Source organism: Mitsuaria sp. CC2 (genome assembly GCF_048957715.1).
Lineage (GTDB): Bacteria > Pseudomonadota > Gammaproteobacteria > Burkholderiales > Burkholderiaceae_C > Roseateles.
In genome coordinates, this window is the sequence record NZ_JARVXN010000041.1 from 92,442 (window position 1) to 105,439 (window position 12,998).

8 protein-coding genes are annotated in these 12,998 nt (G+C 69.5%); 5 read left to right on the forward strand and 3 right to left on the reverse strand.

Going from position 1 to position 12,998, the window contains the following annotated elements; all coding sequences use genetic code 11:
* Window positions 1–41: 41 nt before the first annotated feature.
* From PV762_RS26025 to hemH, 5 genes are all read left to right on the forward strand, one after another.
* Window positions 42–2,630, forward strand: coding sequence for a putative bifunctional diguanylate cyclase/phosphodiesterase (locus tag PV762_RS26025; protein WP_421037903.1), 2,589 nt, complete (start codon window positions 42–44; stop codon window positions 2,628–2,630).
* A complete protein-coding gene (gene dnaG / locus PV762_RS26030; RefSeq protein ID WP_421037904.1) occupies window positions 2,627–4,717 on the forward strand; it encodes a DNA primase in 2,091 nt (696 codons plus the stop codon). The genes PV762_RS26025 and dnaG overlap by 4 nt, the downstream gene beginning before the upstream one ends.
* 440 nt (window positions 4,718–5,157) lie before the next feature.
* A complete protein-coding gene (rpoD, locus tag PV762_RS26035) occupies window positions 5,158–7,404 on the forward strand; it encodes an RNA polymerase sigma factor RpoD (RefSeq protein ID WP_421037905.1) in 2,247 nt (748 codons plus the stop codon).
* A 277-nt stretch (window positions 7,405–7,681) separates the two neighbouring features.
* Window positions 7,682–8,620, forward strand: a complete 939-nt coding sequence (locus PV762_RS26040; protein ID WP_421037906.1) for an adenylate/guanylate cyclase domain-containing protein — start codon at window positions 7,682–7,684, stop codon at window positions 8,618–8,620.
* Between the two features lie 5 nt (window positions 8,621–8,625).
* Window positions 8,626–9,726 carry a ferrochelatase gene (hemH, locus tag PV762_RS26045; protein WP_421037907.1) on the forward strand — a complete coding sequence of 367 codons (1,101 nt, stop codon included), beginning with the start codon at window positions 8,626–8,628 and terminating at the stop codon, window positions 9,724–9,726.
* On the opposite strand, the gene PV762_RS26050 is transcribed toward hemH, so the two are convergent.
* The 3 genes from PV762_RS26050 to PV762_RS26060 form a co-directional block, all read right to left on the reverse strand.
* Window positions 9,727–11,244, reverse strand: coding sequence for a tripartite tricarboxylate transporter permease (locus tag PV762_RS26050; protein ID WP_421037908.1), 1,518 nt, complete (start codon window positions 11,242–11,244; stop codon window positions 9,727–9,729).
* 19 nt (window positions 11,245–11,263) lie between these two features.
* Window positions 11,264–11,788 (reverse strand): tripartite tricarboxylate transporter TctB family protein, encoded by a 525-nt coding sequence (locus PV762_RS26055; protein ID WP_421037909.1) that lies wholly within the window; start codon window positions 11,786–11,788, stop codon window positions 11,264–11,266.
* Window positions 11,789–11,933: 145 nt separating this feature from the next.
* Window positions 11,934–12,902, reverse strand: a complete 969-nt coding sequence (locus PV762_RS26060) for a Bug family tripartite tricarboxylate transporter substrate binding protein (protein ID WP_421037910.1) — start codon at window positions 12,900–12,902, stop codon at window positions 11,934–11,936.
* Window positions 12,903–12,998 lie beyond the last annotated feature (96 nt).

Here is a 12,998-nt window from a genome sequence, read left to right on the forward strand (position 1 = left end):
CGCTCTTTTCCTCCTACGCCGCCCCCATCTTGAAGTCCGAGTTGTCCGCTCCCGCCGGTTGGGCTCCGCCCGCCCCGTCGCGCCGCCTGCCCGCGGTCGCGCCGGCCGCCCTGCTGGTCGGCGCCACCGCCCTGCTGCTGGTCGCCGGCGCGCTGTGGCCGGCCTGGCGCATGGTCGCCTGGTGGCTGCTGCCGCTGCTCGGACTGGGCGCCGTCCTGCATGCCCGTTCGCTTCGGCAACGCGCCCTCGACGAGCGCCGTGAATGGCGCGCCAAGATCGACGAGGCCGGCCTCTCGCTGGCGCAATGGATCCCCGGCGAATCGGTGGCGATGTCGCCCGGCTGGCAGTCGCGACTGGGGCCGCTCAATCCCGCCGATCCGCTCGCCTGGCTGACTCAGGTGCACGCGGTCGACCGGATGACGCTGGAGGAGCGCCTGCCCGCCTTGTTGCGGGGCGGCGCCACGACCGCCGCCGGAAGCCGTCCGGGCGGCAAGGAAGGCCCGGACGATCCGACCGGCCAGGCATCGCCGGACACGGAACCCGACACGCTGCACCACGCGCTGCGCCTGCCCGACGAGGCCGGCGGCTGGGTCTGGCATGAGCTGCGGCTGCGCGTCGCGCGCCGCGACCCGCGCGGTCGCGCCCGGCAGGTGCTGGCCAGCCTGCAGGACATCCAGTGGCGCCGCACCGCCGAGGAGCGCCAGCGGATGAGCAGCGGGCTGTTCCAGCATCTGCATGAAGGACTGGCGATCACCGACCTCGAGCATCGGCTGCTCGACGCCAACCCCGCCTATTGGGCCTTGATGGCCGCGCTGGTGGAGCCGCCCGCGGGCCTGGTCATCGAGAACGGCGACCCGGCCCCGGAGACTGCCGAGGCGCTGCGCCGCCGCATGCTCGGCCATCCGGCGCTGCCGCTGGACGAGGCGCAGCTGCGCCGCGCCGGACACGATCCGGAGGCGATCGCCGACGCATTGGCCGACCCCGCCGGCCACTGGCAGGGCCTGGTCAAGGTGCGGGCCGCGGGCGGTCAGCCGCGCACGCTGCGGCTGACGGTGTCCTCGATCCCCGAGCCGGACGGCCCGGCCCGCTACCGCGTGCTGGCGCTCAGCGACCTGACGCAGGAACTGCAGCGGCAGCAGGCGCTGGAGCGCCTCGGCCGCTTCGACCTGCTGACCGGCCTGCCCAACGAGCAGGAATTCCTGCGCCGGCTGCAGGCCGCGCTGCAGATCAGCCGCCAGGTCGGACCCGGCTTCATGCTGTGCGTCGCGCGCGTGGACCTGGACGGTTTCGCCGCGTTCAACCGGCGCCACGGCGTGGCGCGCGCGGACCAGGCGATGCGGGAACTCGGCCGGCGGCTGACGCTCGCCCTGCGGCAGGCGCCGCAGTGGTCGGACGACGTCGCGCGCCTGGGAGGCGATGAGTTCGGCCTGCTGCTGCGTGTGCAGAGCGTCGAGGAAGCGCAGCAGGCCCTGGAACGGCTCGTGCAGGTGCTGCGTCGACCGATCGATCCGGACGACGAGAGCGGCGCCTCCCGCCCGGGCGATCCGGGCGATCCGGGCGATCCGGGCAATCCGGGCCATGCGGACGGCCCGGGTACATCCGCAGGCACGCCCACCAGCGCGGACGCCGAGATCAACGACCTCGACGGGGAGGACGCCTTCGGCGCGCTGCGACTGAGCGCCAGCGTCGGCGCGACGCTGTACCCGCAGGACGGCGGCGAGGCCGAGACACTGATGCGCCACGCCGCGCACGCGCTCTACCGCGTCAAGCGCAGCGGCCGCGACGGCGTGCAGTTCTTCGACGTCGAGAAGCGCCGCAGCCGCGAGGCACAGGCGCAGGCCGCGCTGCGCGTGCAGCAGGCGTTGGAAGCCGGCGAGCTCTGCCTCTACTACCAGCCCAAGCTGGACCTCGTCGGCGGCGCACTGCTCGGCGCCGAAGCGCTGCTGCGCTGGCGGCATCCGCAGCGCGGACTGCTGGCGCCCGCCACCTTCCTGCCGACCGTCGAACACAGCGGCATGGCCGCGCAACTCGGCCACTGGGTGCTGGAGCAGGCGCTGGAGCAGGCCCGCCTCTGGCGCACCCAAGGCCTGGATCTGGAGCTCAGCGTCAACATCAGTCCGCGCCACCTGGCCGCGCCGGCCTTCGTGCCGCGGCTCGAAGCGCTGCTGGCGCGCCACCCGGACGTGCCGCCGGACCGGATCGTGCTGGAACTGCTGGAGTCCAGCGCGCTGGACGACGTCGCGCACGCGCGTCGCCTGCTGACCGACTGCAAGCGCCTGGGCCTGCGCCTGGCGATGGACGACTTCGGCACCGGCTACGCGACGCTGTCGGTGCTCAAGCAGCTGCCGCTGGACCAGCTCAAGATCGACCGGTCGTTCGTGCAGACCATGCTCGTCGACGCCCAGGACCACGCCCTGGTGCAGGGTGTGATCGCACTGGCCGGACAGTTCGGCTGCGAGCTGGTGGCCGAAGGCGTCGAGTCCCCGGCGCACGCGCAGGCGCTGATCGCGTTGGGCTGCCATGTCGGCCAGGGCAGCGGCCTGTGCGAACCGCTGCCGCCGCAGGCGCTGCTGGACTGGGCGCTGCGCCGCACGCCGCCGCCCTCGCCGGCCCTTAAAATCCCGAGGTGATCCCACCCGGCTTTATTCAGGACCTCCTGGCCCGCGTCGACATCGTCGACATCGTGGGCCGCCATGTCGACCTCAAGAAGGCCGGCATCAACCACAAGGGCCTGTGCCCCTTCCACGGCGAGAAGTCCCCGAGCTTCACCGTCAGCCCCTCGCGCCAGACCTACCACTGCTTCGGCTGCGGCCAGCACGGCAACGCCGTCGGTTTCCTGATGGAGCACCTGGGCATCGGCTTCATCGACGCGGTGCGCGACCTCGCGCAGCAGGCCGGCATGCAGGTGCCCGAGGACGACCGCAGCCCGCAGGAGCGCGAGCGCGAGAAGGCCCAGAAGCAGCGCCAGGCGACCCTGACCGAGGTCCTGGCCAAGGCCGGCCAGCACTACCGCCAGCAGCTCAAGGGCAACCCGCGCGCGATCGAGTACCTCAAGGGCCGCGGCCTGACCGGCCAGATCGCGCTGCAGTTCGGCCTGGGCTACGCGCCGGACGGCTGGCGCTCGCTGGCCAACGCCTTCCCGTCGTATGACGATCCGCTGCTGGTCGAGACCGGCATGGTCATCCTGCAGGACGACCCCGGCAAGAGCGAGGCCGAACAGCGCCGCTACGACCGTTTCCGCGACCGCGTGATGTTCCCCATCCGCAATGTGCTGGGCGAGGTCATCGGCTTCGGCGGCCGCGTGCTGGACAAGGGCGAACCCAAGTACCTGAACTCGCCGGAGACGCCGGTCTTCCACAAGGGGCGCGAACTCTACGGCCTCTACGAGGCCCGGCCCCAGATGCGGCGGCGCGGTTACGCGCTGGTGGTCGAGGGCTACATGGACGTGGTCGCGCTGGCGCAGCACGGCTTCGGCAACGCGGTCGCGACGCTGGGCACGGCCTGCACGGCCGAGCACGTGCAGAAACTGTTCCGCTTCACCGAGTCGGTGGTGTTCAGCTTCGACGGCGACGCCGCCGGGCGCCGCGCGGCCGGACGGGCGTTGGAGGCCGCCCTGCCCCACGCCAACGAGACGCGCACGATCAAGTTCCTGTTCCTGCCGACCGAGCACGACCCCGATTCGTATGTGCGCGAACTCGGTGCCGACGCGTTCGAGCGCTGCGTCGAGGGCGCCGTGCCGCTGTCGCGCCAGTTGATGGACACCGCCGCCGACGGCTGCGACCTGGGCACCCCGGAGGGCCGCGCGAAGATGCTGAGCGTCGCCAGGCCCCTGTGGGCGGCGCTGCCGGACGGGTTGCTGAAGCGGCAGCTGCTGGGCGAACTCGCGCGCCGTGCGCAACTGCCGGATGCCGAATTGCAGGCGTTGTGGGCGAACGCGCAGCCGCCCGCGGCGCCGGGTTCGCGCCCCCGCGCGGAACGCCCCGCGCCCGCGCCCAGGGCGGCTCCGAGAACGACCTCCCCGTCTTCCGACGGTCCGCACGAGGAGCCGTACTTCGACATCCCCGCGTCCGCCTATGGCGACGAAGCCCACGCCGGCGCGGACGATGTCCATTTTCCTCCAGACGCTTACGGCGCCGGCGCGGCGCCCGCTCCCGCGCCCCAAGCCTCGGGCCAGGCGGAACGCAAGTGGGTACCCAAAGGCGAATACAAGGGCAAGGGCGGCGGGGGCGGCTGGAGCGGCAAGGGGGGCAAGGGCGAGTGGCGCAAGCGCGACCAGGACCCCACCATCGGGATGCCGCTGGAATTGCCGCCGGCACCGATGAACCTCGCGGTTCGCATGCTGGTGCTGCACAGCGAGCTCTGGCAGCAGATCGGCGAGCAGGATCTGCAGCTGCTGCACGAGCTCCCCGGCGAGCACGGCCAGTTGATTGCGTGGCTGGAGCGCTCACAGGTCGACAACGGTCCGCTGCCGTGGGCGGTGCTGCAGATCGCGCTGCAGGAGGCCGACCTGATGGACCTGGCCCAGCGCGTCAGCGGCGGTCCGCTGACCGCACCGCCGCCGGACCAGCATGTCGAGGTGGAATTTCGCGTCGTGATGCGCAAGCTGTGGGTGGGCAAGCTCCGCGCGGAAGCCGACCGCATCGCGCGCAGCCCGCAGCCGGACATGGCGCGGTTCCAGGCCTTGCTGCGTCAGATCCGCGAGCTGGAAGCCGCCTGAATCAGCGGCCTGCCGCATCTTGCAGCGGCTGGCAGCAGCTGACAGCGGCCTGGGCGAACCGCCCGATCGTGCTTTTTGACCGATCGGGAAAATTCGCAGATAATCTATGGTTTTCGCGCGTCAAGAGTGACCGCAGCGCCAACCGGTCCCCGGCCCCCCACTGACCCTGGGTTCATACACAAAGTGGCCAACTTACACCGCCTGGGCTGCAACAACAAAGGTTCACGCTAACCTTCACGCGCCAAGCCTTGAATGGCAGTCGGTTTGTCCCGATCTGTCCTCCGGGGCCGAGTTCGAGCCGCCTGGCTCGCTCGCGCCGCATAGCCCGCAAGTGTCGGGAGTTTGCGGGCGCCAGCGGGACAGGTGGCTGTTTGCATTGCCTGCACCCACTGCGATTTCCCCGCATTCACCTACTGGCCCACGAGCCACCGAGGAACTGCATGACCGCCAAAAAGACCGCGTCCAAGGCCGCCGCCGCAGAAACCGAAGAAGTCAAGAAGCCGGCCGTCAAGGCCGCCGCGAAGACCGCCAAAGCCGCCACCGCTGCCGCGTCCGCTGACGACGCGAAGCCCAAGCGCGGCCGCAAGCCCAAGGCCGAGACCGAGTCCAAGAAGCCGGCCGGCAAGGCCAAGGTGGAAGAGGAAGAGGAGGACTTCGACGCCGACGGCGACGGCGAGTCCGATGGCGAGTCGGATGCCGAAGGCGACTCGGCCGAGACCGTCGAGGCGGTGGAGGTCGAGGAAGTCGGCGAGGACAAGCCCAAGGCCAAGCCGCTGCGCATGAAGGTCAGCCGCGCCAAGGAGCGCGCGCTGATGCGCGAGTTCGGCCTGGACGAGACGGCGCTGACCGAAGAGGAAGTCGCCAAGCGCCGCCATGAGCTGAAGACCCTGATCAAGATGGGCAAGACGCGTGGTTTCCTGACGCATCAGGAAATCAACGACCACCTGCCCGAGAAGCTGATCAACGAGGAAATCCTCGAGGCGATCGTGTCGATGCTCAACGACATGGGCATCGCCGTGTACGAGCAGGCGCCCGACGCCGCCACGCTGCTGATCCAGGGCTCGACCTCGCCGACCGCCACCGAAGAGGAAGCGGAAGAAGCGGCCGAGGCCGCGCTGTCGACCGTCGACTCCGAATTCGGCCGCACGACCGACCCGGTGCGCATGTACATGCGCGAGATGGGCACCGTCGAGCTGCTGACCCGCGAGGGCGAGATCGAGATCGCCAAGCGCATCGAAGGCGGCCTGCAGGCCATGATGCTGGCTATCTCGGCCTCCCCGACGACCATCGCCGAGATCCTGGCCATGGCCGCCAAGATCCGCGCCGGCGAGATGCAGATCTCCGAGTCGGTGGACGGCTTCGTCTCCGACGACGAGGCGGACGACTACGTCGCGGAAGAAGACTTCGACGAGTTCGACGAAGAGGACGACGACGACGGCGCCGGCGGCTCCAAGGCCCTGACCAAGAAGCTGGAGGAGCTGAAGAATGCCGCGCTGGTGAAGCTGGATTCGCTCGCGACCAACTTCGACAAGATGCGCAAGGCCTTCGAGAAGGACGGCTACAAGTCGGCCAACTACAACAAGGCCCAGTCCGCGATCAGCCAGGAGCTGATGACCATCCGCTTCACGGTCAAGACGATCGAGAAGCTGTGCGACATCCTGCGCTCGCAGGTGGACGACGTGCGCCGCTTCGAACGCGAGATCCGCAAGATCGTCGTGGACAAGTGCGGCATGCCGCAAGAGCACTTCATCAAGACGTTCCCGCCCAACGTGCTGAACCTGCAGTGGGCGGAAAAGGAAGTGGCGGCCGGGAAGTCGTACGCGAACATCATGTCGCGCAACCTGCCCGCGATCCAGGAGCTGCAGCAGAAGCTGATCGACATCCAGGGCAAGGCCGTGGTGCCGCTGGACGACCTCAAGGGCATCAACAAGCGGATGAACGAGGGCGAAAAGGCCTCGCGCGACGCGAAGAAGGAAATGATCGAGGCCAACCTGCGCCTGGTCATCTCCATCGCCAAGAAGTACACCAACCGCGGTCTGCAGTTCCTGGACCTGATCCAGGAAGGCAACATCGGTCTGATGAAGGCGGTCGACAAGTTCGAGTACCGCCGCGGCTACAAGTTCTCGACCTACGCGACGTGGTGGATCCGCCAGGCCATCACCCGCTCGATCGCGGACCAGGCCCGTACCATCCGCATCCCGGTTCACATGATCGAGACGATCAACAAGATGAACCGGATCTCGCGTCAGCATCTGCAGGAGTTCGGCTTCGAGCCGGACGCGCCGACGCTGGCCGAGAAGATGGAGATGCCGGAGGACAAGATCCGCAAGATCATGAAGATCGCCAAAGAGCCGATCTCCATGGAAACGCCGATCGGGGACGACGACGACAGCCATCTGGGCGACTTCATCGAGGACACCAACAACACCGCGCCGATCGAGGCCGCGATGCAGGCCGGCCTGCGCGAGGTGGTGAAGGACATCCTGGACAGCCTGACCCCGCGCGAAGCCAAGGTGCTGCGCATGCGCTTCGGCATCGAGATGAGCACGGACCACACGCTGGAGGAAGTCGGCAAGCAGTTCGACGTCACCCGCGAGCGCATCCGCCAGATCGAAGCCAAGGCGATCCGCAAGCTGAAGCACCCGTCGCGCAGCGACAAGCTCCGCACCTACCTGGACAACCTCTGATCCAGACCGGACCCGGACCCCAGCCAGGGGCTCCGGGTCGGCACCGGGTTTGCCGCAAGACCGGCCCCCGTCCTCGGACGCGGGCCGGTTTTTTCTTGGCGCCGCCGCTGTCGGACTTCAGCAGCCGAAGGGCTTGTTACGACATTCGCCCGCCCGTTGGGGGAGGTGTCGTACAGGGGCCGACAGGCCCCCGAGGCGAGGGCTTATCACCACGTGACGCCCAGGGTGGCGCGGCTACACTGAGACTTCCATCACATCTTGTCCCCTGCCCAGGCCGATGACCCAGATCCGCGAGCGCACCGTCCTGTTTGCCGACTTGCGCGGCAGCACGGCGCTGTTCGAGACGCTGGGGAACGCGGAAGCCTCGGGACTGGTGACGCAGACGGTCGCGCTGACCGGCCAGGCGGTGGAAGAGAACCGCGGACACATCATCAAGACGCTGGGCGACGGTCTGATGGCCGCCTTCGACAACCCGCGCGACGGCATCAAGGCCGCGATGCGGATGCAGGAACTGCTGCTGAAGACCTCGGCGCGCAGTGAGCGTCTGCGCCACACCCACCTGCAGATCGCGCTGGCGCGCGGCGAGGTCGTCGAGATCCACGGCGACTGCTTCGGCGACGCGGTCAATGTCGCGGCACGGCTGCTCGACCACGCGGGCGACGGCGAGACCGTCGTGACCGCCGAGGTCGTCAACGGCCTGACCGGCGCGCAGAAGGCGCGCTTCCGCAGCCTGGACCACATCAGCGTGCGCGGCCGCGCCGAGCCGGTCCACATCTACGTGCTGGACCAGGGTTCCGGCGACCCCGGCGCGACGCAGTTCGGCGAGATCGCGCGCAGCGCCGGGCCCGAAGGCATCCGGCTGGTCTGGCAAGACCTGGACCGCGTCTTCGACATCGAACAGATGCCCATCGTGCTGGGCCGCAGCACGCAGGCCACCTACTGCATCACCGACGTCCGCGTCAGCCGCTCCCATGCGCGCATCGACTGGCAGGGCAGCAGCTTCAGCCTGACCGACCTCAGCTACAACGGCACCTTCGTGCGCTTCGGCGCCGGCGGCCAGACGCTGAGCCTGCGCCGCGGCTCGTGCACGCTGCACGGCGCGGGTGCGATCGGTCTCGGCGGCGCGGCCTCGGAATCCCAGGCGCCCACCGTGCGCTTCGAGGTGATCCACCTGGCCGAAGCCGCCACATCGGCGATGATGCGCCGCGGAATCTGAACCGGATGAGTTTCCTTCCCGAACCCGACCACGCGCACGGACGTGCGCCGACCATCGGCATGCTGCTGGTCAACCTCGGCACGCCCGACGCGCCCACCCCGGAGGCCACGCGCCGCTACCTGGCGCAGTTCCTGTCCGACCCGCGCGTCATCGAGATCCCCAAGGCCGCCTGGTGGCCCATCCTGCACGGTGTGATCCTGCGCACGCGTCCGGCCAAGTCGGCGAAGAAGTACGCCAGCATCTGGACCAAGGACGGCTCGCCGCTGATGGTCTGGACGAAGAAGCAGGCCAAGCTGCTGCAAGGCCAGCTCGGCGAGCAGGGCCACCGCGTCAAGGTGCTGCACGCGATGCGCTACGGCAACCCGTCGATCGCGTCGCAGCTGGACGCGCTGCGCGCCGAGGGCGCGACCCGCGTGCTGGTGCTGCCGGCGTATCCGCAGTATTCGGGCGCGACCACCGCCAGCGTCGTCGACGACGTGGCGCGCTGGTCGCTGGCACACCGGCACGTGCCGGAGTTCCGCTTCGTCAACCGCTACCACGACGACAAGCGCTACATCGCCGCGCTGGCCGACAGCGTGCGCGCCCACTGGAAGGCCGAAGGCCGCGGCGATCTGCTGGTGATGAGCTTCCACGGCATGCCCGCGCGCACGCTGGCGCTGGGCGATCCGTACCACTGCGAATGCCTCAAGACCGGCCGCCTGCTGGCCGAGGCGCTGGGCCTGTCCGATGCGCAGTACAAAGTGACCTTCCAGAGCCGCTTCGGCAAGGCGCGCTGGCTGGAGCCCTACACCGAGCCGACGCTGCGCGAGCTCGCCGGACGCGGGCTGAAGTCGGTCGACCTGATCTGCCCGGGCTTCTCGTCGGACTGCATCGAGACGCTGGAAGAGATCGACATGGAAGCGCGCGAGGCCTTCCTGCACAGCGGCGGACAGCGCTTCAGCTACATCCCCTGCCTGAACGACCGCCCCGCCCACATCCGCGCGCTGGCGGCGATCGCCGAGCAGCACCTGCAGGGCTGGCCGACCACCGCCGTGCCCGACGAAGCGCAAGCGGCCGCCCTCGCCCGCCAGCGCGAGGCCGCGCTGACGGCAGGCGCCGCACGTTGATCAGCTGATCGCGGCCGCGGACTGACGCGCCTTGCGCGTGGCCATCCACTTCATGACGCGAGGCAGCAGCAGCACGATCACGACGATGGCCAGCAGCGAGGCCGACAGCGGACGTTCGAAGAACACGCTCCAGTTCCCGCCGCCGATCGCCACGCCGTTGCGCAGATGCGCTTCGGCGAGCGGGCCCAGGATCATGCCGACGACGACCGGTGCGGTCGGGAAGTCGAAGCGCCGCATCACCACGCCCAGCAGACCGATGGCCAGCATCACGTAGAGGTCGAAGGCGCTCTGGCGCATGCCGTACACGCCGACCGTGGCGAAGATCAGGATGCCGGCGTACAGCGGCGCGCGCGGGATGCGCAGCAGCTTCACCCACAGCCCCACCATCGGCAGGTTGAGCACCAGCAGCATCACGTTGCCGATGTACAGCGACGCGATCAGCGCCCACACGAGCGTCGACGAGGTCTCGAACAGCTGCGGCCCGGCCTGGATGCCGTAGTTCTGCAGGGCCGACAGCAGGATGGCCGCCGTGACCGAGGTCGGGATGCCCAGCGTCAGCAGCGGCACCAGCGTGCCGGTCACGGCCGCGTTGTTGGCGGCCTCCGGTCCGGCGACGCCCTCGATGGCGCCGACCGTGCCGAACTCCTCCTTGTGCTTGGACAGCTTGCGCTCGGTCGCATAGCTCAGGAAGGTCGGGATCTCGGTGCCGCCGGCGGGGATCACGCCGAACGGGAAGCCCAGCGCGGTGCCGCGGATCCAGGAGGGGATGGAGCGCCGCCACTCCTGCTTCGTCATGTGCACGCGGCCCATGGTGTTCATCGTCAGGTTGCTGCGGCCCTCGTAGAGCGCCACGTAGAGCGTCTCGCCCACCGCGAACAGGCCCACGGCGACCAGCACCGTCTCGATGCCGTCCATGAACTCGGGCACGCCGCCGGTGTAGCGGATCTGGCCGGTGATCTGGTCCATGCCGACCAGGCCCATGGCCAGGCCGATGAACAGCGCCGTCATGCCGCGCAGCGTGCTCTGGCCCAGCACCGCGGAGACCGTGGTGAAGGCGATCAGCATCAGGCAGAAGTACTCCGGCGGGCCGAGCGTGACGGCGAAGTCCGCCAGCACCGGCGCGAACAGCGTGACCAGCACGGTCGCGATGGTGCCGGCGAAGAACGAGCCGATCGCCGCCGTGGCCAGCGCCGCGCCGGCGCGGCCGTGGCGGGCCATCTTGAAGCCTTCCAGCGCGGTCACCATGGTGCCGGTCTCGCCGGGGGTGTTGAGCAGGATGGAGGTGGTCGAGCCCCCGTACATCGCGCCGTAGTAGATGCCGGCGAAGAAGATCATCGACGCGGTCGGGTCGACCTGCGCGGTGATGGGCAGCAGCATCGCGACGGTCACGGCCGGGCCGAGGCCGGGCAGCACGCCGATCGCCGTCCCGAGCGCGCAGCCGACGAAGGCCCACAACAGGTTGACGCCGGAGGCGGCCGTGGCGAAGCCGCCCATCAGGTGGGTCCAGAGGTCTTGCATGTCGGAACTCCGGTGAGGCCTAGAGCCAGCCGCCGGCCGTGATGGCGGGCAGGTTCAGCGCGAGCAGCTTGTTGAACAGCCAGAACACCGGCGCGGCGATCAGCAGGCCGGTGACGAGGTCGATGACGATCTGGCGCACGCCGCCGTGGGCCTTGCCCTCGGCGCGGCGCAGGCCGCGCACCGCCAGCACGAAGCACAGCGTGCAGGCGAGGACGAACCCGATCGTGGTGATCAGCGCCGCGTTGGCGATGACGGCGCCGGCGACCCAGGCGGCGGACAGCCAGTCCGCCTTCGGCGCGCCGGATGGCGGCTCCATCGAGCGGTAGCCGCCGCTGCGCGACTCCCAGATCAGCCAGGCGCCGCAGACCAGCAGCACCGCGGCAACGAACCAGGGCAGCGCGTTCGGGCCGATGCCTGAGTAGCCCGCGTCGGACGGGATCGCGGCGGCCCCGAAGGCCATCACGCCGCCTATGCCCATCGCGGCCACGCCGACCAGCGTTTGATAGAGCGGGCTGGTTGCTGCCTGCTCGGTGGTGTCAGTCATGAAGACCTCCCGGTCCAGAATCAATGCACGGCACGCGCGCCGTTTCTACCAAGCGGAACCCGAGGAACTGGCTTCGCCAGGCCACCGGGTTCGCCCCCTTGAGGGGCGCCTCTGGCGTTGGCCGCCGAAGGCGGTAGGGGGTGGGTCAAACCATGCCGGACTTGTGCATGATCGCGCGCAGCGAGGCGAACTCGTTGTCGACGAAGGTCTCGAAGTCCTTGCCGGTCAGCACGGCCGGGGTCCAGCCGTTCTTCTCCAGCGCCTCGGCCCATGCCTTGGACTTGGTCGCCTTCACGACCAGGTCGATCAAGGTCTGACGCTGTGCCGGCGTGATGCCGGGCGCGCCGTAGACGCCGCGCCAGTTGCCGATCTCGACGTTGTAGCCGAGCTCCTTCATCGTCGGGATGTCCAGTCCCTTGATGCGCTGGGGCGCGGTGATCGCGATCGGGCGCATCTTGCCGCTCTCGATGTAGGGCTGGAACTCGCTGTAGCCGCTGCCGCCGATGCTGACGTTGCCGCCCAGGATCGCCGCGACGGCCTCGCCGCCGCCCCGGAAGGCGACGTAGTTGATCTTGGTGGCGTCGACGCCGACCTCGCGGGCGAGCATCGCCGCGGCGATGTGCTCCGTGGCGCCGCGCGAGCCGCCGCCCCACTTCACCGAGCCCGGGTCCTTCTTCAGCGCGTCGACCACGTCCTTCATCGTCTTGAACGGCGAATTGGCCGGCAGCACGAAGACGTTGTACTCGCTGGTCAGGCGGGCGATCGGCGTGGCCTGCGTCAGCGTGACGGGCTGCTTGCTGGTGATCAGGCCGCCCAGCATCACGGCGCCCATCACCATCATCGCGTTCGGGTCGCCCTTGGCGGCGTTCACGAACTGCGCCAGGCCGATGGCGCCGGCCGCGCCGCCCTTGTTCTCGAAGGTCACCGCGCCCGCGGCGCCGGCGTCCTGCAGGGCCTTGCCCAGCGCGCGGCCGGTGATGTCCCAGCCGCCGCCCGGGTTGGCCGGCACCAGGATCTTCAGGGCCGCCGCGGCCTGCGCGCCCAGCGGCAGCGCGCCGGTGGCGCCCAGCGCGGCGAAGGCGGCCGCGGACTTCAGGAATTGGTCTCGACGCATGCTCGTGTCTCCTGTTGTAGATCTCAGCGTCAGGGCAGAGCGCGCACCCGACGTTCGTTGTAGGCGTGAATCCTGCACACATCGCCTTTCATTCGG

What these genes read in the sequence shown, in the direction of transcription:
- PV762_RS26060 (WP_421037910.1), bottom strand. Translation starts at nt 12,902, where the DNA reads ATGCGTCGAGACCAATTCCTGAAGTCCGCGGCCGCCTTCGCCGCGCTG.
- PV762_RS26050 (WP_421037908.1), bottom strand. Translation starts at nt 11,244, where the DNA reads ATGCAAGACCTCTGGACCCACCTGATGGGCGGCTTCGCCACGGCCGCC.
- PV762_RS26040 (WP_421037906.1), top strand. Translation starts at nt 7,682, where the DNA reads ATGACCCAGATCCGCGAGCGCACCGTCCTGTTTGCCGACTTGCGCGGC.
- hemH (WP_421037907.1), top strand. Translation starts at nt 8,626, where the DNA reads ATGAGTTTCCTTCCCGAACCCGACCACGCGCACGGACGTGCGCCGACC.
- rpoD (WP_421037905.1), top strand. Translation starts at nt 5,158, where the DNA reads ATGACCGCCAAAAAGACCGCGTCCAAGGCCGCCGCCGCAGAAACCGAA.
- PV762_RS26055 (WP_421037909.1), bottom strand. Translation starts at nt 11,788, where the DNA reads ATGACTGACACCACCGAGCAGGCAGCAACCAGCCCGCTCTATCAAACG.